This window comes from uncultured Jannaschia sp. (assembly GCF_947494025.1).
GTDB lineage: Bacteria > Pseudomonadota > Alphaproteobacteria > Rhodobacterales > Rhodobacteraceae > Jannaschia.
This window is the reverse complement of record NZ_CANLTQ010000001.1, coordinates 495,291-515,904: the sequence shown is the minus strand read 5'-3', so window position 1 is coordinate 515,904 and position 20,614 is coordinate 495,291. Positions and strand designations below refer to the sequence as shown.

General features: G+C 66.5%; 21 protein-coding genes and 1 tRNA gene. 16 read left to right on the top strand and 6 right to left on the bottom strand.

The annotated features are described in order from the left end of the window. Positions 1-2: 2 nt before the first annotated feature. The 13 genes from Q1B08_RS02575 to Q1B08_RS02515 all read left to right on the top strand — a co-directional run bounded on the left by Q1B08_RS02575 (position 3) and on the right by Q1B08_RS02515 (position 12,084). Positions 3-233 (top strand): hypothetical protein, encoded by a 231-nt coding sequence (locus Q1B08_RS02575; RefSeq protein WP_299814936.1) that lies wholly within the window; start codon positions 3-5, stop codon positions 231-233. Positions 234-243: 10 nt separating this feature from the next. Further along, entirely contained in the window at positions 244-1,281 is a 1,038-nt protein-coding gene (gene nuoH / locus Q1B08_RS02570) for an NADH-quinone oxidoreductase subunit NuoH (protein WP_299814207.1), read from the top strand. Position 1,282: 1 nt separating this feature from the next. Next, positions 1,283-1,777 carry an NADH-quinone oxidoreductase subunit NuoI gene (gene nuoI, locus Q1B08_RS02565; protein WP_299814206.1) on the top strand — a complete coding sequence of 165 codons (495 nt, stop codon included), beginning with the start codon at positions 1,283-1,285 and terminating at the stop codon, positions 1,775-1,777. After that, the gene (locus tag Q1B08_RS02560; protein WP_299814204.1) at positions 1,774-2,172 is read left to right on the top strand and encodes a carboxymuconolactone decarboxylase family protein; all 399 of its coding nucleotides are present in this window, start codon (positions 1,774-1,776) and stop codon (positions 2,170-2,172) included. Before nuoI ends, Q1B08_RS02560 begins: the two co-directional genes overlap by 4 nt. Beyond that, positions 2,169-2,783, top strand: a complete 615-nt coding sequence (locus tag Q1B08_RS02555; protein WP_299814202.1) for an NADH-quinone oxidoreductase subunit J — start codon at positions 2,169-2,171, stop codon at positions 2,781-2,783. Before Q1B08_RS02560 ends, Q1B08_RS02555 begins: the two co-directional genes overlap by 4 nt. 149 nt (positions 2,784-2,932) lie before the next feature. After that, a complete protein-coding gene (gene nuoK, locus Q1B08_RS02550) occupies positions 2,933-3,238 on the top strand; it encodes an NADH-quinone oxidoreductase subunit NuoK (protein WP_092780793.1) in 306 nt (101 codons plus the stop codon). 5 nt (positions 3,239-3,243) lie between these two features. Then, positions 3,244-5,328, top strand: a complete 2,085-nt coding sequence (nuoL, locus tag Q1B08_RS02545) for an NADH-quinone oxidoreductase subunit L (RefSeq protein ID WP_299814200.1) — start codon at positions 3,244-3,246, stop codon at positions 5,326-5,328. Between the two features lie 12 nt (positions 5,329-5,340). Then, positions 5,341-6,888, top strand: coding sequence for an NADH-quinone oxidoreductase subunit M (locus tag Q1B08_RS02540; RefSeq protein WP_299814197.1), 1,548 nt, complete (start codon positions 5,341-5,343; stop codon positions 6,886-6,888). Positions 6,889-6,900: 12 nt separating this feature from the next. Next, positions 6,901-8,331 (top strand): NADH-quinone oxidoreductase subunit NuoN, encoded by a 1,431-nt coding sequence (gene nuoN / locus Q1B08_RS02535; protein WP_299814195.1) that lies wholly within the window; start codon positions 6,901-6,903, stop codon positions 8,329-8,331. Beyond that, a complete protein-coding gene (locus Q1B08_RS02530) occupies positions 8,332-9,075 on the top strand; it encodes a biotin--[acetyl-CoA-carboxylase] ligase (protein ID WP_299814193.1) in 744 nt (247 codons plus the stop codon). Continuing rightward, positions 9,066-9,839, top strand: a complete 774-nt coding sequence (locus Q1B08_RS02525; protein WP_299814191.1) for a type III pantothenate kinase — start codon at positions 9,066-9,068, stop codon at positions 9,837-9,839. The genes Q1B08_RS02530 and Q1B08_RS02525 overlap by 10 nt, the downstream gene beginning before the upstream one ends. Then, complete coding sequence (locus tag Q1B08_RS02520; protein ID WP_299814189.1) at positions 9,836-11,515, top strand: ribonuclease J; 1,680 nt, start codon at positions 9,836-9,838, stop codon at positions 11,513-11,515. The genes Q1B08_RS02525 and Q1B08_RS02520 overlap by 4 nt, the downstream gene beginning before the upstream one ends. A 26-nt stretch (positions 11,516-11,541) precedes the next feature. After that, positions 11,542-12,084, top strand: a complete 543-nt coding sequence (locus Q1B08_RS02515) for a hypothetical protein (RefSeq protein WP_299814187.1) — start codon at positions 11,542-11,544, stop codon at positions 12,082-12,084. A 64-nt stretch (positions 12,085-12,148) separates the two neighbouring features. Here Q1B08_RS02515 and fdhF read toward each other — a convergent pair whose 3' ends face one another. The 3 genes from fdhF to Q1B08_RS02500 form a co-directional block, all read right to left on the bottom strand. Continuing rightward, positions 12,149-14,908, bottom strand: a complete 2,760-nt coding sequence (gene fdhF, locus Q1B08_RS02510) for a formate dehydrogenase subunit alpha (protein ID WP_299814185.1) — start codon at positions 14,906-14,908, stop codon at positions 12,149-12,151. 105 nt (positions 14,909-15,013) lie between these two features. Beyond that, a complete protein-coding gene (locus Q1B08_RS02505) occupies positions 15,014-15,583 on the bottom strand; it encodes a DUF3833 family protein (RefSeq protein ID WP_299814183.1) in 570 nt (189 codons plus the stop codon). A 226-nt stretch (positions 15,584-15,809) separates the two neighbouring features. After that, positions 15,810-16,280, bottom strand: a complete 471-nt coding sequence (locus Q1B08_RS02500; protein WP_299814181.1) for a CreA family protein — start codon at positions 16,278-16,280, stop codon at positions 15,810-15,812. A 256-nt stretch (positions 16,281-16,536) separates the two neighbouring features. Here Q1B08_RS02500 and Q1B08_RS02495 point away from each other — a divergent pair, with 256 nt between their 5' ends. Beyond that, positions 16,537-17,193 carry an RluA family pseudouridine synthase gene (locus tag Q1B08_RS02495; protein ID WP_299814179.1) on the top strand — a complete coding sequence of 219 codons (657 nt, stop codon included), beginning with the start codon at positions 16,537-16,539 and terminating at the stop codon, positions 17,191-17,193. 69 nt (positions 17,194-17,262) lie between these two features. Continuing rightward, entirely contained in the window at positions 17,263-17,916 is a 654-nt protein-coding gene (locus Q1B08_RS02490) for a peroxiredoxin (RefSeq protein ID WP_299814177.1), read from the top strand. A 36-nt stretch (positions 17,917-17,952) separates the two neighbouring features. Here the strand turns inward: Q1B08_RS02490 and Q1B08_RS02485 are convergent, their stop codons facing one another. The 3 genes from Q1B08_RS02485 to Q1B08_RS02475 form a co-directional block, all read right to left on the bottom strand. Next, positions 17,953-19,128 carry an MFS transporter gene (locus Q1B08_RS02485; RefSeq protein ID WP_299814175.1) on the bottom strand — a complete coding sequence of 392 codons (1,176 nt, stop codon included), beginning with the start codon at positions 19,126-19,128 and terminating at the stop codon, positions 17,953-17,955. 181 nt (positions 19,129-19,309) lie between these two features. Continuing rightward, complete coding sequence (gene ykgO / locus Q1B08_RS02480) at positions 19,310-19,435, bottom strand: type B 50S ribosomal protein L36 (RefSeq protein ID WP_068338904.1); 126 nt, start codon at positions 19,433-19,435, stop codon at positions 19,310-19,312. Positions 19,436-19,534: 99 nt separating this feature from the next. Continuing rightward, positions 19,535-19,609: transfer RNA gene (locus Q1B08_RS02475), tRNA-Val, on the bottom strand. A gap of 146 nt (positions 19,610-19,755) precedes the next feature. Here Q1B08_RS02475 and Q1B08_RS02470 point away from each other — a divergent pair. Further along, positions 19,756-20,613: an N-formylglutamate amidohydrolase gene (locus tag Q1B08_RS02470; protein ID WP_299814172.1), complete on the top strand. Its 858-nt coding sequence runs from the start codon at positions 19,756-19,758 to the stop codon at positions 20,611-20,613. The last annotated feature ends 1 nt before the right edge of the window (position 20,614 follow it).

Sequence of the window (20,614 nt, the reverse complement as noted above, 5' to 3'; positions counted from 1 at the left end):
GCATGGCCGTCCCGGTGACGCTTGCCCCCCGGGCGGTCGCGCCGGTGGCGGCCCTGTCGGCCGCGGGGGATGGACTCGTGCCGGATGTGCGAACAAAGCTGAACCGGGAGGGTGGCGTTCGGCGCCCGGATGCGGTTTACACCGTCTCGCCATCGCTTCCGGGCGGGCACAGGACGATGGATGCCGCGGTGGCCTTCGACGCAGGCCACATCCGGGGCATCCCGACCGTATGAGGACGTGACAATGGCGGAATTTCTGGCCTCACCTTTCGGGATCACGCTCCTGATCCTCGCGCAATGCATGGCCGTCGTGGCCTTCGTGATGATCTCGCTGCTGTTCCTCGTCTACGGCGACCGCAAGGTCTGGGCGGCGGTGCAGATGCGTCGCGGGCCGAACGTCGTGGGCCCCTGGGGCCTGCTGCAGTCGGTCGCGGATGCGCTGAAATACGTCCTGAAGGAGATCGTGATCCCGGCGGGCGCCGACCGCTTCGTGTTCATGCTCGCGCCGCTTCTGTCCTTCGTGCTGGCGATGGTGGCCTGGGCCGTGATTCCGTTCTCCGACGGCTGGGTTCTCGCGGATATCAACGTCGCCGTCCTCTACGTCTTCGCCGTCTCCTCGCTGGAGGTCTACGGCGTGATCATGGGCGGCTGGGCCTCGAACTCGAAATACCCGTTCCTGGGATCCCTGCGATCCGCGGCGCAGATGATCTCCTACGAAGTCTCGATCGGCCTCATCATCATCGGCGTCATCCTGTCGACGGGCTCGCTCAATTTCGGCGACATCGTGCGGGCGCAGGATACCGGCTGGGGCTTCTTCGGCTGGTACTGGCTGCCGCACTTCCCGATGGTGTTCCTGTTCTTCATCTCGTGCCTCGCCGAAACGAACCGCGCCCCGTTCGACCTGCCCGAGGCGGAATCGGAGCTCGTCGCGGGCTATCAGGTCGAGTATTCCTCGACGCCGTTCCTGCTCTTCATGGCCGGCGAGTACATCGCCATCTTCCTCCTCTGCGCCGTCAACTCGCTGCTGTTCTTCGGCGGCTGGCTCTCGCCGGTGCCGTTCCTTCCGGACGGGGCGTTCTGGATGGTGCTGAAGATGGCGTTCTTCTTCTTCCTCTTCGCGATGGTGAAGGCCGTCGTCCCGCGCTTCCGCTACGACCAGCTCATGCGGATCGGCTGGAAGGTGTTCCTGCCGCTCTCGCTCGCCTGGGTCGTGGTGGTTGCATTCCTCGCACGCTACGAAGTGCTCGGGGGCTTCTGGGCCCGCTGGGCCATCGGAGGCTGACATGACGCAGATCGACTGGACCCGCTCGGTCAAATACTTCCTGCTGGCCGACATGTGGTCGGGCCTGAAGATCGGGCTGCGATATTTCTTCGCGCCGAAGGCCACGCTGAACTACCCGCACGAGCGGGGTCCGCAATCGCCGCGGTTCCGCGGCGAGCACGCGCTGCGCCGCTATCCGAACGGCGAGGAACGCTGCATCGCCTGCAAGCTCTGCGAGGCGATCTGCCCGGCGCAGGCCATCACAATCGACGCGGAGCCGCGCGAGGACGGGTCGCGCCGCACGACGCGCTACGACATCGACATGACGAAATGCATCTATTGCGGTTTCTGTCAGGAGGCCTGCCCGGTCGACGCCATCGTCGAGGGGCCGAACCTGGAATTCTCCACCGAGACGCGGGAAGAGCTGATTTACGACAAGCAGAAGCTTCTCGACAACGGCGAACGATGGGAGCCGATCCTGGCCAAGAACCTCGAGCTGGACGCGCCCTACCGATGAGCGAGCCGCAGAACCCCTTCGCCACCTGGATGACGCACATGCAGGACATGGCGCGGACGATGAACCCCGCGCTCGAGCATTTCACGCCGCAGGGCTTCGAGAAGCTCTGGCCGACCATGCCGCGCGACATGATGGAGCAGTTCGCCGGAAAAGGAATGAACCCCGAAGGGCTCGACGCCAAGACCAAGATGCTGCTCACGCTCGCGGGCCTCACCGTCCTCGGCGCGCAGGCGGAGGCGCAGGTGCGTCTGACCGTCCGTCAGGCCAAGGCGCAGGGCGCGACCAAGCAGGAGATCGCCGAGACGATCGGCCTGATGGGCCTGTTCGGCGGGCTGCCGGCGATGAACAAGGCGATGACGCTCGCAACCGAAGCGCTCGAGGAGGACCAGGGATGAGCGTTCTCGACTTCGCCTTCTACCTGTTCGCGATCGTCACCGTGGGCTCCGGCCTCTTCACGGTCGTCTCGCGCAATCCGGTCCATTCGGTGCTCTGGCTCATCGCCTGCTTCCTGTCGACGGCGGGCCTCTTCGTGCTGCTCGGTGCGGAGTTCGTCGCCATGCTTCTGGTCATCGTCTACGTGGGCGCGGTCGCTGTTTTGTTCCTGTTCGTGGTGATGATGCTCGACATCGACTTCGCCGAGCTGAAGGCGGAGATGGCGCGCTATATCCCGCTCGCCGGCCTGATCGGCATCGTGCTCCTGATGCAGCTCGCCATCGCCTATGGCGTATGGGAGGCGGCCGAGGGCGTTGTGGTGGCCGAAGGGCTTCATGCGATTCCCGTTCCGCAGGGGATCAACACCGCCGCGCTCGGCCTGGTGCTCTACGACCGCTACTTCCTGATGTTCCAGCTCGCCGGTCTGATTCTCCTCGTCGCGATGATCGGCGCCATCGCGCTGACGCTTCGCCACCGCAAGGACGTCAAGCGCCAGAACGTGATGCATCAGATGTGGCGCGACCCGGCGACGGCGATGACGACGCACGACGTGAAACCCGGCCAAGGCCTGTAAGGAAGACCCCGGAATGTCCCAGACGACCATCATCATCGTTATCGTCCTGATCGTCCTTCTGATCGGCGGCTACAGCTTCCTCTGAGCCTCCGGGCGCGGAACCACGAACACGAGGGGGCGGCCGGACGCGCGCGCCCCGGAGGAACACGATGATCGGACTTGAACACTACCTGACCGTGGCCGCCGCGCTTTTCGTGATCGGCATCTTCGGCATCTTCCTGAACCGGAAGAACGTGATCATCATCCTGATGTCGATCGAGCTCATGCTGCTCGCGGTGAACATCAACTTCGTCGCCTTCTCGGGCTTCCTCGGCGATCTGACGGGACAGGTCTTCACCCTGTTCGTCCTGACCGTCGCCGCCGCGGAAGCGGCGATCGGGCTTGCCATCCTCGTCTGCTTCTTCCGCAATCGCGGCACCATCGACGTCGAAGACGTCAACGTGATGAAGGGCTGAGCGACATGACCACAATCATCCTCCTCGCGCCTCTTCTAGGCAGCCTCCTGTGTGGTTTCGGCTGGCGCGTCCTCGGCGAGAAGGCCGCGATGGTCACGGCGACCGCGCTTTTGTTCCTGTCGGCGTTCCTGTCGTGGATCGTGTTCTTCGCCCATGACGGCGCGACGCACATCATCCCGCTCATGCGCTGGATCGAGAGCGGATCGCTCCTGACCGACTGGTCGATCCGGCTCGACCGGCTGACGGCGATCATGCTGATCGTGGTGACGACGGTGTCGTCGCTCGTCCACCTCTACAGCTTCGGCTACATGGATCACGATCCGCAATGGCGGAAGGGCGAGACCTACAAGCCGCGCTTCTTCGCCTACCTGTCGTTCTTCACTTTCGCGATGCTGGCGCTGGTGACGTCCGACAACCTGCTACAGATGTTCTTCGGCTGGGAAGGCGTGGGCGTCGCCTCCTATCTCCTGATCGGGTTCTACTGGCGCAAGCCGTCGGCCTCGGGCGCCGCGATGAAGGCGTTCATCGTCAACCGGGTCGGCGATTTCGGCTTCGCGCTCGGCATCTTCGGGCTGTTCTACCTGACCGACTCGATCAATTTCTCCGACATCTTCGCGATGACGCCCGAGATCGCGGAAACGCAGATCCACTTCCTGTGGCGCGACTGGAACGCGGCGAACCTGCTGGCCTTCCTCCTTTTCGTCGGCGCGATGGGTAAGTCGGCCCAACTCGGCCTGCACACCTGGCTGCCCGACGCGATGGAAGGCCCGACCCCGGTTTCGGCGCTGATCCACGCCGCGACGATGGTGACGGCCGGCGTGTTCCTCGTCTGCCGCATGTCGCCCCTGATGGAGTTCGCGCCCGAGGCGATGACTTTCGTCGTGGGGATCGGCGCGGCGACCGCCTTCGTGGCCGCGACGATCGGGCTCGTGCAATTCGACATCAAGCGCGTGATCGCCTACTCTACCATGTCGCAGCTGGGTTACATGTTCGTGGCCGCCGGGCTCGGTGCCTATTCGGTGGCGATGTTCCACCTCTTCACCCATGCCTTCTTCAAGGCGATGCTGTTTCTCGGCGCCGGTTCCGTCATCCACGCGATGCATCACGAGCAGGACATGCGGAACTACGGCGGTCTGCGGAAGAAGATCCCCTATACGTTCTGGGCGATGATGATCGGCACGCTCGCCATCACCGGCGTCGGCATCCCGCTCACCCATATCGGCTTCGCGGGCTTTCTGTCGAAGGACGCGGTGATCGAGGTTGCCTATGCCGGCGCGCCCGGCGCGTTCTGGGCGCTTGTGGTCGCGGCTATGTTCACCAGCTTCTATTCCTGGCGGCTGATGTTCTTGACCTTCTATGGCGCCCCGCGGGGGGACAAGCATACGCACGAGCACGCCCACGAGAGTCCGTCCGTGATGACGGTTCCGCTCGGCGTGCTGGCGCTCGGCTCGGTCTTCGCAGGCATGATCTGGTACAACAGCTTCTTCGGCGACCACCACGCCATCGAGGAGTTCTTCGGCATATCGGGTGGAGAGGTCCACGCTGCCGCGCCTGCCGGCACCGGCGGGCACGCCTCGGGCGCGGACATCACCGAGCTCGGCGAGGCGGAGACATCCGAGCCCGTCGCGATGTCGGTCCCGGGCGAGGGCGCCATCTACATGGGTGCCGGGAACACCATCATCGACGATGCGCACCACGTTCCGGTCTGGGTCAAGATCTCACCCTTCCTCGCGATGCTCGTCGGTTTCGGTGTGGCCTGGTTGGGCTACATCCGGAAGCCGGGCATGCCCGCGCAATGGGCCGCGACGCTTTCGCCGCTGCATCGCTTCCTGTTCCACAAATGGTACTTCGACGAGATCTACGATGCGATCTTCGTGCGCCCGGCCAAGCGGATCGGCTCGTTCCTGTGGAAGCGCGGCGATGGTACCGTGATCGACGGCTCGATCAACGGCCTCGCCATGGGGATCGTGCCGTTCGTCACCCGCGCGCTCAACCGGGCGCAATCCGGCTACATCTTCACCTATGCCTTCGCGATGGTGATCGGGATCGTCGTCCTGATCACCTGGACGACGATCGCCGCCGGAAACTGAGGGCCGAACGTCATGGACAACCTTCTCTCCATCGTCACCTTCACGCCGATGATCGCCGCCGCGATCCTCGCCTTGTTCCTGCGCGGTGACGACGCTGCCGCGCAGCGCAACGCCAAGTGGCTGGCGCTCGGCGCAACGACCTTCACCTTCATCGTCTCGCTCTTCGTGCTGTCGGGCTTCGACGCCTCGAACACGGACTTCCAGCTCGTCGAGGAGCGGGACTGGGTCCTCGGACTGCGATACAAGCTGGGCGTGGACGGAATCTCGGTGCTGTTCGTGATGCTCACGACGTTCCTGATGCCGCTCGTCATCGCCTCCTGCTGGGATGTGACGACACGGGTGAAGGACTACATGGTAGCCCTCCTCGTGCTGGAATCGCTGATGATCGGCGTGTTCTGCGCCCTCGACCTGATCCTGTTCTACCTGTTCTTCGAGGCCGGCCTCATTCCGATGTTCCTCATCATCGGCATCTGGGGCGGGGCGAACCGGATCTACGCATCCTTCAAGTTCTTCCTCTACACGCTGCTCGGCTCCGTTCTGATGCTTGTCGCCATGATCGCGATGTATCTCGACGCGGGCACGACCGACATCCCCACGCTGCTCGCGCACCAGTTCAGCTACGCGCCGCTGAACGTGCTCGGGCTCGAGGTCGTGGGCGGCGCGCAGACGCTCTTGTGGCTGGCTTTCTTCGCGTCCTTCGCGGTCAAGATGCCGATGTGGCCGGTCCATACCTGGCTGCCCGACGCGCACGTCCAGGCGCCGACGGCGGGCTCGGTCGTGCTGGCCGCGATCCTCCTCAAGATGGGCGGTTACGGGTTCCTTCGTTTCTCGTTGCCGATGTTTCCCGTCGGCTCCGAAGTGATGGGGTCGCTCGTCCTGTGGCTTTCGGCCATCGCCATCGTCTACACCTCCCTCGTCGCGATGATGCAGGAGGACATGAAGAAGCTGATCGCCTATTCCTCCGTGGCGCATATGGGCTTCGTGACGATGGGCATCTTCGCCGCCAATCAGCAGGGGATCGACGGCGCCATCTTTCAGATGATCAGCCACGGCTTCGTCTCGGGCGCGCTCTTTCTCTGCGTCGGTGTGATCTACGACCGGATGCACACGCGGGAGATCGCGGCCTATGGGGGCCTCGTCAACCGAATGCCGGCCTATGCGCTCGTCTTCATGCTCTTCACGCTCGCCAATGTAGGCCTCCCGGGCACATCGGGTTTCGTGGGCGAGTTCCTGACGCTGATGGGGGTCTTCCAGGTCAATACCTGGGTCGCCCTCGTCGCCACGACCGGGGTGATCTTCTCGGCCTGCTACGCGCTTTGGCTCTATCGCCGGGTCGTCTTCGGCGACCTCATCAAGGAGAGCCTGCGTTCGATCACCGACATGACGGGGCGGGAGCGGGCGATCTTCGCGCCGTTGGTTGTGGCCACGATCCTGCTGGGCGTGTATCCGAGCCTGATCACCGACATCATCGGCCCCTCGGTCGCCAACCTTGTCGAGACTTACGACATCGCCACCGCCGATCTGGTTCTGGATCGCGCGGTCGCGGATGCCGGACATTGAGAGAGGCCGCCGATGAGCGCTGATCTGACCATCATCCTGCCCGAGATCGTCCTTGCCGTGTACGCGCTCGGCGCGTTGCTCGCCGCCGTCTATACCGGCAAGGACGCGCTGACGCGGCTGCTTATCTGGCTGACCGCTGCGGTCTTCATCGTGGTCGCGTTCTGGATCGGCGTCTCCTCCGAGATCGGGACCGGTTTCTCCGCCATGATCGTGAAGGACGGGTTCAGCCGCTTCGCGCAGGTGACGATCCTCCTGTCCGCCGCCGTCGTGCTCATCATGGGGCAGGACCACATGGCCCGGTTCGGGCTCGAGAAGTTCGAGTATCCGCTGCTGATCACGCTCGCCGTCATCGGCATGATGGTCATGGTCTCGGCGGGCAACCTGCTGACGCTCTACATGGGGCTGGAACTGCAATCGCTGTCGATGTACGTCGTGGCTTCCCTGCGGCGGGACAACGTGAAATCGACGGAGGCCGGGCTCAAGTATTTCGTCCTTGGCGCACTGTCCTCGGGGCTGCTGCTCTACGGCATCTCGCTGACCTACGGCTATGCCGGCTCCACCGAGTTCTCCGCCGTGATCCTCGCTGCGTCCGGCAGCGTTCCGCTCGGCCTTCTCTTCGGGCTCGTCTTCATGCTGGCGGGCCTCGCGTTCAAGGTCTCCGCCGCACCGTTCCACATGTGGACGCCCGACGTTTACGAGGGCGCGCCGACGCCGGTCACCGCCTTCATGGCGACGGCTCCCAAGGTCGCCGCGATCTGCATGTTCGCCCGTGTCACGCACGACGCCTTTGGCAACGTCGTCAGCGATTGGCAGCAGATCATCGCGCTCCTGTCGCTCCTGTCGATGTTCGTGGGCTCCATCGCCGCCATCGGTCAGCGCGACATCAAGCGGCTGATGGCCTATTCCTCGATCGCCCATATGGGGTATGCGTTGATGGGCCTCGCGGCCGGCACCGCGGGCGGGGTGGAGGCGATGCTCCTCTACATGGCGATCTACGTCGTGATGAACATCGGCACCTTCGCCTTCATCCTGTCGATGACGCGCGACGGACTCGAGACCACGGACATCACGTCGCTGAACCAACTGTCGAAGGCGCGTCCCGGCGCGGCGCTTGCGCTGCTTCTGCTGATGTTCAGCCTGGCCGGCATTCCCCCGACGCTCGGCTTCTTCGCCAAGTTCGCGGTGCTGCAGGCGGCGGTGGATGCGGGACTCGTCTGGCTCGCCGTGCTCGGCATGATCGCCTCCGTCATCGGCGCGTTCTACTACCTGCGTATCGTCTACTACATGTATTTCGGCGAGAGCGGGACGCCGCTCGACAACGAGGTGCCGGTCTTCCAGATGGTCGCGCTCGCCGCGTCGGGTGTACTGATGCTGGCGCTGTTCCCGAACCTGCTGGGGCTGGAACCGGCCGCCGCGAACGCCGCCGCCGCGCTGGTCCGGTAAATGGCCGCCCCCTGGCCCGAGGGGGTGGACCGCGTCGTCCTGCCTGAAACCGACAGCACCTCCGCGGAGCTCGCGCGGCGTCGGCCCGCGCGACCGACATGGCTGTTCGCTTGGCATCAGACCGCCGCGCGCGGCCGAAGGGGTCGTGCCTGGGCGATGCCGCCGGGCAACTTTGCCGCTTCGCTGGGCTACACGCTCGCCGACGAGCCGGCCCGCATCGCCTTGCGAAGCTTCGTCGCGGCGCTTGCGCTTCACGATGCGCTCGCGGTCCTCGGCGTCGACGACCTCACGCTCAAATGGCCGAACGACGTGCTTTTTCGGGATGGGAAGCTCGCCGGCATCCTCCTCGAATGTCCCGAGCCCGGCCGCCTGATCGTCGGCATCGGCCTGAATCTCGCCGCCGCGCCGGACATGGGCGCGATTGAGCCGGGGGCCGTGCCGCCGGCCGCCCTGGCCCCCGCAGGCCATGCCATCGAACCGGAACAGCTGCTCGACGCATTGGCACCGGCCTATGCCGCCCGGGAGACCGAACTGCGCGTGGAAGGCTTCGCGCCGATCCGCGCAGGCTGGCTCGCCCGCGCGGCCCGGCTGGGGCAGACCGTTACCGCCCGCACCATGTCACGGACGCGAACCGGCATCTTCGAGGACGTGGATGTGGAGGGCCACCTGATCCTCGCCCAGAGGCCGACGCGTCACCGCATCGCCGCCGCCGACATCTTCTTCGCCGAGGCGCCATGCTCCTGACCGTCGATTGCGGCAACACCAACACCGTCTTCGCCATCTGGGACGGCGCGCGGTTCCTCGCCTCCTGGCGCTGCGCCACGCAGCACCAGCGCACGGCCGACGAGTACTACACCTGGCTCCGCACGCTTATGGCGCTGAACGGGATCGAGATGTCGATCACCGACGTCATAGTGTCGTCCACTGTTCCGCGCGTCGTGTTCAACCTGCGCGTCCTGTGCGACCGGTATTTCGGCACCCGACCCCTCGTCGTGGGCAAGCCGGAAACGAAGCTGCCCGTCGATGTCCGCGTGGATGCCGGCACGCAGGTCGGTCCCGACCGGCTGGTCAACACGGTGGGGGGCTACGACCGTCACGGCGGCGATCTGATCGTGGTCGATTTCGGGACCGCGACGACGTTCGACGTGGTTGAAACCGACGGCGCCTATGTCGGCGGCGTCATCGCGCCGGGCGCCAACCTCTCGCTCGAGGCGCTGCACATGGCGGCCGCGGCACTTCCGCACGTCGACATCACCCAGCCGCAGCGCGTCGTCGGCACGAATACCGTCGCCTGCATGCAGTCGGGGGTGTTCTGGGGCTATGTCGGCCTCATCAAGGAGATCGCGGCGCGCATCCGCGCGGAACGTGATCGCCCGATGAAGGTAATCGCCACTGGAGGGCTTGCGCCGCTCTTCCAGCAGGCCGAAGTGCTCTTCGATGCCTTCGAGGATGACCTCACGATGCACGGTCTGACCGTGATCCACAGATACAACAAGGAAAACGCATGAGCGCCAAGCGCGAGCGGCTTATATATCTCCCCCTCGGCGGGGCCGGTGAAATCGGAATGAACGCCTATGTCTACGGCTACGGACCTGAAGGGCAGGAACGGCTGATCCTCGTCGATCTCGGCATCGCCTTCCCCGACATGGATACCACCCCTGGCGTCGACGTCATCCTGCCCGACATCGCCTGGCTGCGCGAGAACCTCGACCGGCTGGAGGCGATCTTCATCACCCACGGGCACGAGGACCATGTCGGCGGCATCGGCCATCTGTGGCCCGAACTCCGCGTCCCGGTCCATGCCCGCCGCTTCACCGCCAACCTCGCCCGACGCAAGATGGTGGAGAAGGGGCTGGACCCGAACGTAGTGAAGACCGCGGAAACCTTCCCGGCCATGATCGAGGCGGGCCCCTTCCGCGTGGGCTTCCTGCCGGTGTCGCACTCGATCCCCGAAAGCGCGGGCCTCGTCGTCGACACGCCGGCCGGCCGCATCATCCATACCGGCGACTTCAAGATCGATCGGTCCCCCGTCGTGGGCGAGGCGTTCGACCCCGACCTCTGGGCGGAGGCCGCGAGGCCTGGCGTGCGTGCCCTGGTCTGCGATTCCACCAACGTGTTCTCGAAGCATCCCGGGCGTTCCGAATCCGAGGTCGCGCCGAACCTGAAGCCGCTGGTCAAGGCGGCATCGGGCATGTTCGTCGCCACGACCTTCGCCTCCAACGTGGCGCGGCTGAAGTCGCTCGCGGAGGCGGGGGCGGCGGCCGGACGGTCCGTCTGCCTGATGGGCCGGGCCATGCGCCGCATGACGGAGGCCGCGACGGAGGAGGGTCTGCTCACGGACTTCCCGAAGACCGTCTCGCCTGAGGACGCGGTGAACATCCCGCGCGAGAACCTGATGCTGATCGTGACCGGCAGTCAGGGCGAGCGGCGGGCCGCCTCGGCGCAGCTGTCGCGCGGCAAGTATTTCGGCATCGAGCTCAGCGAGGGGGACACGTTCCTTTTCTCGTCGAAGACGATCCCCGGCAACGAGCGCGACGTCGGCATCATCATGAACAACCTCTCCGAGCTCGGCGTGGACGTGGTGACCGACGATGACGGTTTCTACCACGTCTCCGGCCATGCGAACCGGCCGGACCTGGAAACGGTCCATCAACTGGTCGATCCGCAGGTGGTGATCCCCATGCACGGCGAGCACCGGCACCTGCGAGAGCATGCGAAGCTCGCCAAGGCTCTCGGACGGACCGGAATCGTCGCGCCGAACGGGACCATGCTGGACCTGTCGGGCAACGCGCCGAAGGTCGTCGATCATGTCGAGACGGGCCGCACCTATCTCGACGGCGCGGCACTTGTGGGACAGTTCGACGGGGTGATCCGCGACCGGATCCGAATGGCATTGAACGGTCACGTCGTCGTGGCCGTCATGGTCGACGACGACGGCGAGGTGCTCGAGGACACGTGGGTCGATCTGCGCGGCCTGCCTGGACAGGGCAACGGCGCCGCACCGCTGGCCGAAACGATGGAGGATCACCTTGCCGGGATCCTCGCCCGCGTAGACACGCGGACGGCGGACGACGACGAGAAGCTCGAGAACCTGATCGTGCGCGGGATCCGCAAGGTCGCGCAGGACGAAGTCGGCAAGCGCCCCGAGGTCTCGGTCCTGATCACGCGCCTGACGGCGGATTAAAGCCAGACGGCTCCGGCGGTTAACGGATGCGCAACGCGTCCGGCCCCATCAGGGCGAAAACCACCGGAGCCGCGCTCGTGATTCGCCTCGCCCTCGCCCTCCTGGCGCTTCCCGTCCCGGCATCGGCGGGGGAGCGTTACCTCGGCATCATCCTCGGTTCCGAGCATTTCGGCAGCGATGCCTACAACGACATCAATCCCGGCTTGACCCTCGGGAGTCGCTGGCCGCTGGAGCGGGGCCTTACCGAAGCGCATGCCGAGGCGGGCGTCTTCTACAACAGTTACGAAGAGGTGTCCCCCATCGCGGTCGTGGGTTTGTCCCGGCAGGTGGCGAGGCTTGGGCCCGGAGCGGTTCGGATCGGCGGCAGCGTCGGTCTCGCTTATTACAAGGAACTATCGGAGATCCTGGAGGATCGTCACGGCATCCCGAATGTCGGAGGCTTCATTCCGATGGGCTTCGTCAGCGGTACCTACCGCACCGACCGCGTGGAGGTCCGCCTCAATGTCCTGCCTTATATGAGCGACGATGTGGACAGCGTCCTGAACCTGTCCCTCGCGATCCCGTTTTGACACGATCCCGCGGGAATGGGGCCGGGCCCGCCTGACCGGTCGCCGCGCGCATCCCGTTCCGGGCCTATTCCGCCGCCATCGGGGCGCCCGCCTCCACCTTGACCGCAGCGTACTTGAACTCCGGAATCTTGCCCACCGGGTCGAGCGCGGGGTTGGTCAAAAGGTTCGCGGCCGCCTCCACATAGGCGAAGGGCAGGAACACCATGTCCGGCGCCACGGCCCGGTCCGCCCGTGCCATCAGCTCGACGGACCCGCGGCGGGTGGAAAGCCGTACCATGCCGCCCGGCGCGACGCCGAGCTTGCGCAGCGTGGACGGGTGCAGCGAGCAGTTCGCTTCCGGCTCCACCGCGTCGAGTACGCTCGCCCGCCGGGTCATGGAGCCGGTATGCCAGTGCTCGAGCTGTCGTCCGGTCGTCAGGACCATCGGATATTCCGCGTCCGGCGTCTCGTCCGGGGGCACGACGCTCGCCGGAGTGAACCGGGCGCGGCCGTCGGCGCGGGGGAAGCCGTCGCCGAAGACGATGGGCTGCCCCGGATCGGTGGGCGAGAGCGACGGATAGGTCACCGCGTTCTCGCCTTCGAGGCGGTCCCAGGTGATGTTGTCGAGCGACGGCATGACCTGCGTCATCTCGGCGAACACGTCGCGTGGATGGCCGTAGCGCCAGTCGAGGCCGCAGCGGCGGGCCAGCTCCGTGACGATCCACCAATCCTCCCGCGCCTCGCCCGGCGGGGGCAGGGCGGGGCGGCCCATCTGCACCTGACGGTTGGTGTTGGTGACCGTCCCGGTCTTTTCCGCGAAGGCCGAGGCGGGCAGGATCACGTCGGCGTAATTCGCCGTCTCCGTCAGGAAGATGTCCTGCACCACCAGATGGTCGAGCGAGGCCAGCGCCGCGCGGGCATGGTCCACGTCCGGGTCCGACATGGCCGGGTTCTCGCCCAGAATGTACATCGCCCGGATGCCGCCCGCATGGACCGCGTCGAGGATCTCGGTGACCGTCAGGCCCTTCTCGGCATCCGGCGCGTCGCCCCAGAGGCCCGCGTAAAACTGCCGCACGCCGTCGTCGAGGACACTGGCGTAGTCGGGCAGGAACATCGGGATCAGGCCCGCATCGGACGCCCCCTGCACGTTGTTCTGGCCCCTGAGCGGATGCAGCCCGGCGCCGGGGCGGCCCACCTGCCCGGTCATCAGCGCGAGCGAGATGAGGCAGCGGGAATTGTCGGTGCCGTGAACGTGCTGGCTGATCCCCATGCCCCAGAAGATCATCGCGGCGCGCGCCCCGGCGAAGGTGCGGGCGACCTCGCGCAGCGTGGCAGCGTCGATACCGGTCAGGCTCTCCATCTTCTCCGGCGCGAAACCCTTCAGGTGCTCGCGCTCGGCCTCCCAGTTCTCCGTCATCGCCTCGATGTATTGCCGATCGGTCAGCCCCTCCTCGGAGATGACGTGCATGATCGCGTTGAGCAGCGCGACGTCGGCGCCGGGGCGGAACTGGAGCATATGGCTCGCATGCCGCTTCAGCGCCTGCCCGCGCGGGTCCATGACGATGAGCTTGCCGCCGCGCTTCGCGAATTGCTTGAAGTAGGTCGCCGCGACCGGGTGGTTCTCGATCGGGTTGGCGCCAATGACGATGGCCACATCGGAATTCTCGATCTCGTTGAAGGTCGCGGTGACGGCGCCGGAGCCCACGTTCTCGATCAGCGCTGCGACCGACGAGGCGTGGCAAAGCCGGGTGCAATGGTCGAGGTTGTTGTGCCCGAAGCCCTGCCGGATGAACTTCTGGAAGAGATAGGCTTCCTCGTTCGAGCATTTGGCGGAGCCGAAGCCCGCCACCTCGCGCCCGCGGCCGCGGAGCCCGGTCGCAGCCGCGTCGAGCGCCTCCTCCCATGTCGCCTCGCGGAACACGGCGCTGTAATCGCCCGGATCGACGTTCAGGCCCTTCGCCGGCGCATCCTCGCGACGGATGAGTGGTTTCGTCAGGCGGTGCGCGTGATGGATGTAGTCGAAGCCGAACCGGCCCTTGACGCAAAGGCGGCCCTCGTTCGCCGGGCCGTCGATGCCGTCCACCTTGACCACGCGGCCATCCCTCACCTTGAGCGACACCTGGCAGCCGACGCCGCAGAACGGGCAGATCGAGCGCGTCTCGCTGTCATAGGCCGCGCCGTCGCCGACCTGTTCGGCATCCACCATCGTCGCGGGCATGAGCGCGCCGGTCGGGCAAGCCTGCACGCATTCGCCGCAGGCGACGCAGGTTGAGGCGCCCATCGGGTCGTCGAAGTCGAAGATCGGGTAGGCGTCGTGGCCACGGCCGCCCATGCCGATCACGTCGTTGACCTGAACCTCGCGGCAGGCGCGGACGCAGAGCCCGCACTGGATGCAGGCGTCGAGATTGACGCGCATGGCCACATGGCTGTCGTCGAGGAGCGGGATACGCTCGGCCTCGATCGTGGGCAGGCGGCTTTCCGTCACGCCGGTCGCCTCGGCCATGTCCCACAGATGGCTGGAACGGTCGTGCGCGACCGGACGCTCCGGCTGGTCGGCGACCAGCATCTCCATCACCATCTTGCGGGCATGCTTCGCGCGCGCGCTCGACGTGGTGACGACCATGCCCTCGGACGGTTCGCGGATGCAGGAGGCGGCGAGCGCGCGCTCTCCCTCGATCTCCACCATGCAGACGCGGCAATTGCCGTCGGGACGGTAGCCCGGCGCCGGCTTGTGGCAAAGATGCGGGATGACCACTCCGCGGCCGTTCGCGACCTCCCAGATCGTCGTGCCGGGCGCGGCGGTGACGGTCTCGCCGTCGAGGGTGAACGTGATGGCGTCGGACATGGGCAGCACCTCCGCCCGACAGGTTAGGCCCATCGGCCGAGAATGAAAATCCGCCCGCGACCGGGTACCGCCTGTCTCCGACGCCGACTTTCGTCGCGGCCCGGGTCAGGCGTCGCTGTGCTCCTCCGGGGTCATCACGCAGAACAGCTCGGCGACCTTGACGCCCCATTTGCGGAACTGGCTGCGGTTCAGGATCGTTCCGTCGGCCTGCAGGTACATCCAGTCCACGGCGTCGAGCACATGACCGCCATTCTCCCGCGGAAGGCGGATCACGTATTCGAGGCGCAGCGTGTTTCCCGCCACCTGACCATGCCCCGCCCGGATCACGTCGTCGGCCTCCGCCCGGAGCGACCCGTCGCCACCGATCGTCAAGCGCCACTGGCGGGACTGCCGGCTGCCGTCATCGTAGACGAAAAGCTCGTCCATCACGCCGGTCGGCCCGCTCCAGCGTGTCTCCATCACGGCGCGGAACTGCGAGGTGACACGACCGGTCGGCCCGAAGATGATGCCACGGCAATTCATCTGCCCCGTCACGTGGCGTCTGAGGTCGAGGCGGGGCTCGCTCTCACGGTAATCCTCGGATCGCTGCGCCTTGAAGCTCGCGATGCGGCGGATCCCCCAGAAGCCGAGACCGGCAATCGCGATGCCCATAAGCAGAATGATCAGAAAGGGCATCGACGAACCTCGGAGCCGGCACGTTCTGAAGCGCCGACGGTCATGCGATTAACGGCTAAACTTTGTTAATAAACCTACGTTGAGTTAATGCGCGACGGGGGAGGGCGGGTTCCCGTCAAAGTGGTGGTGGCTCGCAAATCCGTTTAATCCGGAGAGACTCCGACCGGCGGCTGCGCATCCGCGACCGGCTGCGCCGGTTTGTCCGTCGCCGCGGTCGCGGCCCGGCTCATTCCGCCATTGCGGCGTCGTAGAGCGGCACCGTCGAGATCGACATCTTCGCCGAGCCCTGGCTCAGCTCCTGCGCGTGGGCGAGGTAGACAAGCGTCTGGTTCGCCTCGTCGAAGATGCGCTTGATGCGGAGTGACTTCAGCACGATCGAGCGGCTTTCGCGGAACACCTGCTCGCCATCCTCCGAGCGGTCGATGTCGCCCAGCCGGATCGGCCCCGTCTGCCGACAGGCGATCGAGGCGTTCGACGGGTCCTCGAACCAGTTGCCCTGGCTCAGCCGGTCGATCAGCGAACGCTCGAAATAGGCGATGTGACAGGTGACGCCTTCGACCTTCGGGTCCTGGATCGCGTCGATGATGATGTCGTTGCCGACCCAATCGACGCCGACTTCGCCGACCTGTTCGGCGGAGGCCGGCGCGGCGAGGGCGAGACTGGTGGCGAGGGCGGCGAAAAGCGGTGTGTGTGTCATGCGGAAAAACGCGGGGTCGTGACGCTTCGTTCCCTCGCGAGGCCGAAACCCGTGCCGGGCCGCATCAACCAGGGCTGAGCGGCCCGCCAGAAGGCGCTGGTGGAGAACGGCAAGCGCTACGAGAGGCAGATTCGGCCGAACGTGAACCACGGCGTTCACAGCGGCGCGCCGGCGTCGCGACGCCGAGGCGACGGAGGCGGCTTGGATCGGCGTCGTGCTGGCTCTTCGCCGCGGGGCAGGGTAGGGCCGGCACGCCATGACGGACGTTTCCACCCCCTACGATCCGCCCGACGGGCCGATCCCCGAAATCTACCGCGACGCGCACCTGCTCGTCGTGGACAAGCCGCACGGGCTTCTCTCCGTGCCGGGTCGCGGGGCGCATCTGGCGGACTGCCTGATCGGGCGGCTGGCCGAGCGCGACCCGGAGGTGCTGCTCTGCCACCGACTCGACCGGGACACGTCGGGTATCATGGTCTTCGCGTTGACCAAGCTGGCGCAGCGCAAGATGGGGCGGATGTTCGAGGTGAAGCGCGTCCGCAAACGCTATGTCGCGCGCGTCTGGGGCGAGGTGGCGGAGGCGTCGGGCACCATCGACCTGCCCCTGATCGTGGACTGGCCGAACCGGCCGCTGCAGCACGTGAACCACGAGCGCGGCAAGCCGGCGGTGACCGACTGGCAGCGCGGCGCCGTCGAGAGCGGCACGACCCGGATGCGGCTGATGCCCCGGACCGGGCGCAGCCACCAGCTCCGCGTCCACATGCGCGAGCTCGGCCACCCGATCCTGGGCGACCCGTTCTACGCCGAGGGGGCCGCGCGGGACTTCCCCCGGATGATGCTTCATGCCGAGGGCCTGAAGTTCGAGCATCCCGTCACCGGCAAGGTTCTGCGGCTCGAAGCGCCCTGTCCGTTCTGAACGGTTCTTTTTCGATCTCGTTCGGCGCATTATGTGGTATTCGAAACGTCAACGCCGGAGGAGGCCGTCATGAGCCTGCGCATCAACCAGACCGTCCCCGATTTCGAGGCCGAGACCACGGAGGGGCCGATCCGGTTCCACGACTGGATCGGTGACGACTGGGCGATCCTGTTCAGCCACCCGAAGGACTTCACGCCCGTCTGCACCACCGAGTTCGGCGCCGTCGCGCAGCTCGACGCGGAGTGGAAAAAGCGCGGGGTCAAGGTGATCGGCGTCTCGGTGGACGACGCGGAGAGCCACCGGGCGTGGAGGAGCGACATCGAAACCTATGGCGGCGCGTCGGTGGGCTTCCCGCTTATCGCAGACGAGTCGCTCGAGGTCTCGAAACTCTACGACATGCTGCCGGCCGACGCCTACCTTCCGGACGAGCGCACGCCCAACGACACCGCCACGGTGCGGGCGGTCTACATCATCGGGCCGGACAAGACGCTGAAGCTGTCGATGACCTACCCGATGAACGTGGGCCGCAACTTCGCAGAGATCCTGCGCGCGGTGGACGCGTTGCAGAAGGCCTCCAAGCACGGCGTAGCGACGCCCGCGAACTGGGAGACGGGACGCGACGTGGTGATTCCCGCCACGGTTTCCGACGAGGACGCCAAGGCGAAGTTCGGCGAGTTCACGACGCACTTCCCGTATCTGCGGATGACCAAGGACCCCGTCTGATCCGTCCGCCGCCCGGTGATCGCGTCCGGGCGGCGCTCAGGCCGCCACGGCGCGTGCCTGGATCGCGCCGGGTCGCAGCATGAGGGCCGTCGCCCCCGGGACGACGGCCGCTGCCGCAAACATCGCGGTCGGCCCGAAGACGCCGGAAACGAAGCCCGCGGCGATGGGCCCGAGCACGCTGCCGGTGGCCACGAACAGGAGCACCGCGGCGAAGCTGAAGGCCGGCAGCGCGGGGAACAGACGTTCCGACCAGAAGGCCAGCACCGCGCTCATCATCATCACGAAGACGCCCTGCAGCCCGGCCGACACGCCGATGCCGATCCACGAGGTCGGCGTCAGCGCCACAAGCAGGAGCGATGCGGTCGAGGCCGCCATCAGCAGCCGCAGCAGGTTCGCGAGCCCGAGCAACGGTTCCAGCCGCCCGGTGCCGAGCCCGGCTAGGCCGACCAAGCCGTAGAGGACGAAGACGATCGCGGCCGAGGCGGCGCCCGGCATTCCGGGCAGGCCGCCCGACGCCGCGACGCGCTCGGCCGCGAAGGAGATATAGATGGCGGAGGTCGTCCCGAAGGACAGCGCGATAATATAGAGGGGGATCGCCGAGCGTTCCCGTAGATCGCGCCATTGCCGCTTCGTCACCGGGGCTTCGGTCCCCGCCCCCCGCGGCAATGCGAGCCAGTTCACCAGCAGGACGAGCGCGCACGCGGCCGCGAAGCCGGTCCATCCCATGCGCCAGGACAGGCCCGCCGCGTTCAGGCCAAGCGCCGTCAGCCCCGCGGCCGCGATCCCGAGACTGGTCCCCGTGCTGATCACGGAGAGCGTCGGCGCCCGCGATCCGTCGGGGATCTCGTCGTGGACGGCGTCGTTGAACGGTGCCCAAGTGAAGCCCGCGCTCGACATGGCGAGGAACACTCCGGCGACGAAGACCGGCAGGCCCGGCGCGCCCGCGATCAGGGCCATGCCCCCCGCCGCGGCGGCGAGCCCCGCGACCACGGCGAATTTCGGCCCGAAGCGCCGCGTGAGGAAGGTCGCGAGCAGCAGCCCCAGCAGGAAGCCGAAGAAGCCGAGGCCGGCGATCAGACCCGCGACCTGGGTCGAGATCGAGAACGTTTCGCGAAAATCCGACAGGAACAGGCCGAACCCCATCCGGGCCGGCCCGTAGGTCATCGCCGTCGCGGCGAAGCCGGCAGCGGGGAGTTTGTAGATCGGTGCCATGGCTTCGTCCTTCCGGAGCAGGAACGGCACGACGTGCCGTTGCGTTCCTGCCGTCCGAAATTCGGTGGCCCGGTTTGAACCGCACGTATTCGGACAGGGTCGTCCGGGGAGATCGCGGCAGGAACCAACGAAAAAGGGGCCGCTCCCGAAGGGCGGCCCCCAAAAACGTCCGGTCGCGGCGTCAGCCCTGGCGCGCCTTGAACTTCCGCTGTGTCTTGTTGATCACGTAGACCCGGCCCTTGCGGCGCACCACGCGGCAATCGCGGTGGCGGTTCTTCAGCGACCGGAGGGAATTGCGAACCTTCATGGGTCGGCTCTCCTTCGTCTCGGCGCGCTAGGACGCCTCGGGTTTCTCTCGTGCCCCGCACGGCGGGACGATGAATTCGTGCCGTCCCGGAGGATGGCGTGGTGGGCGATACTGGGATCGAACCAGTGACCCCTTCGATGTCAACGAAGTGCTCTACCGCTGAGCTAATCGCCCCCCGTTACGTCGAGGGATTCGGATGGAAGTCCGGCCCCCCGTCGATCAGGTGCGCGGTGGATAGAGTCTTTCACCTTGTCGTGCAAGGGGGCTTTCTCGTGTTTCGCGACTGCCTTATCAGGGCGGAACAAGGAGGCCCGGTTCCCATGCTGCGCAAGACCTTCCGCCTGACGGAGCCGGCCGTCGCGACCGCCCCCCTCGTCGTGTCGAGTCCGCATTCGGGACGCGAATACGACTGGGATTTCCTGACCGCGAGCGTGCTGGACGGCGAGCGTATCCGATCCTCGGAAGACGCCTATGTCGACGTGCTGCTCGAGCGGGTGCCGGCGCTCGGCGTGCCGCTCCTGACGGCGGAGATGCCGCGTGCCTTCCTCGACCTCAACCGCGCGCCGGAGGAGCTCGATCCCGCGGTGATCCGCGATCTGCCCCGCGGGCAGACCAATCCGCGCATCAGCTCCGGGCTCGGCGTGATTCCCCGGGTGGTGGCGCAGGGCCGCGCGATCTACGAGGGGAAGATCAGCCACCGGGAGGCGCGACAGCGGATCGACCGGGTCTGGCGGCCCTACCACGCGCAGCTCGAGCAGCTGATGGACGCCGCGCACCGCCGGTTCGGGCAGGCGGTCCTGCTCGATGTCCATTCCATGCCCCACGAGGCGATCGAGGGCGCGGGGCCGCAAGGCGCGACGCCTCAGGTCGTCCTGGGCGACCGGTTCGGGGCCTCCGCCGCCGCCGATCTGATGGACCGGGTCGAAGCCGTGTTCGCCGAGCTCGGCTTCCGGGTGGCCCGCAACACGCCCTTCGCCGGCGCCTATATCGCGCAGACCTACGGACGCCCAAGCGAGGGCCGGCATGCGATCCAGATCGAGATCGACCGGGCGCTCTATCTCGACGAGGTTCGCATCCGGCCCTCCCGATCCTTCGATGAGATGCAGCGGCTTCTTACTGAAGCGCTGGCGCGGATCTGTGCGGAACTCGCCGGGTTGCGCGACATGGCCGCCGAATAGA

Bases quoted from the DNA above. Each gene is read 5' to 3' on its own strand.
- nuoH (WP_299814207.1), top strand. From the start codon at position 244: ATGGCGGAATTTCTGGCCTCACCTTTCGGGATCACGCTCCTGATCCTC.
- Q1B08_RS02520 (WP_299814189.1), top strand. From the start codon at position 9,836: ATGAGCGCCAAGCGCGAGCGGCTTATATATCTCCCCCTCGGCGGGGCC.
- Q1B08_RS02525 (WP_299814191.1), top strand. From the start codon at position 9,066: ATGCTCCTGACCGTCGATTGCGGCAACACCAACACCGTCTTCGCCATC.
- Q1B08_RS02555 (WP_299814202.1), top strand. From the start codon at position 2,169: ATGAGCGTTCTCGACTTCGCCTTCTACCTGTTCGCGATCGTCACCGTG.
- Q1B08_RS02490 (WP_299814177.1), top strand. From the start codon at position 17,263: ATGAGCCTGCGCATCAACCAGACCGTCCCCGATTTCGAGGCCGAGACC.
- Q1B08_RS02560 (WP_299814204.1), top strand. From the start codon at position 1,774: ATGAGCGAGCCGCAGAACCCCTTCGCCACCTGGATGACGCACATGCAG.
- Q1B08_RS02470 (WP_299814172.1), top strand. From the start codon at position 19,756: ATGCTGCGCAAGACCTTCCGCCTGACGGAGCCGGCCGTCGCGACCGCC.
- Q1B08_RS02495 (WP_299814179.1), top strand. From the start codon at position 16,537: ATGACGGACGTTTCCACCCCCTACGATCCGCCCGACGGGCCGATCCCC.
- fdhF (WP_299814185.1), bottom strand. From the start codon at position 14,908: ATGTCCGACGCCATCACGTTCACCCTCGACGGCGAGACCGTCACCGCC.
- ykgO (WP_068338904.1), bottom strand. From the start codon at position 19,435: ATGAAGGTTCGCAATTCCCTCCGGTCGCTGAAGAACCGCCACCGCGAT.
- nuoI (WP_299814206.1), top strand. From the start codon at position 1,283: ATGACGCAGATCGACTGGACCCGCTCGGTCAAATACTTCCTGCTGGCC.
- nuoK (WP_092780793.1), top strand. From the start codon at position 2,933: ATGATCGGACTTGAACACTACCTGACCGTGGCCGCCGCGCTTTTCGTG.
- Q1B08_RS02515 (WP_299814187.1), top strand. From the start codon at position 11,542: ATGCGCAACGCGTCCGGCCCCATCAGGGCGAAAACCACCGGAGCCGCG.
- nuoN (WP_299814195.1), top strand. From the start codon at position 6,901: ATGAGCGCTGATCTGACCATCATCCTGCCCGAGATCGTCCTTGCCGTG.
- nuoL (WP_299814200.1), top strand. From the start codon at position 3,244: ATGACCACAATCATCCTCCTCGCGCCTCTTCTAGGCAGCCTCCTGTGT.
- Q1B08_RS02485 (WP_299814175.1), bottom strand. From the start codon at position 19,128: ATGGCACCGATCTACAAACTCCCCGCTGCCGGCTTCGCCGCGACGGCG.
- Q1B08_RS02575 (WP_299814936.1), top strand. From the start codon at position 3: ATGGCCGTCCCGGTGACGCTTGCCCCCCGGGCGGTCGCGCCGGTGGCG.
- Q1B08_RS02500 (WP_299814181.1), bottom strand. From the start codon at position 16,280: ATGACACACACACCGCTTTTCGCCGCCCTCGCCACCAGTCTCGCCCTC.
- Q1B08_RS02540 (WP_299814197.1), top strand. From the start codon at position 5,341: ATGGACAACCTTCTCTCCATCGTCACCTTCACGCCGATGATCGCCGCC.
- Q1B08_RS02530 (WP_299814193.1), top strand. From the start codon at position 8,332: ATGGCCGCCCCCTGGCCCGAGGGGGTGGACCGCGTCGTCCTGCCTGAA.
- Q1B08_RS02505 (WP_299814183.1), bottom strand. From the start codon at position 15,583: ATGCCCTTTCTGATCATTCTGCTTATGGGCATCGCGATTGCCGGTCTC.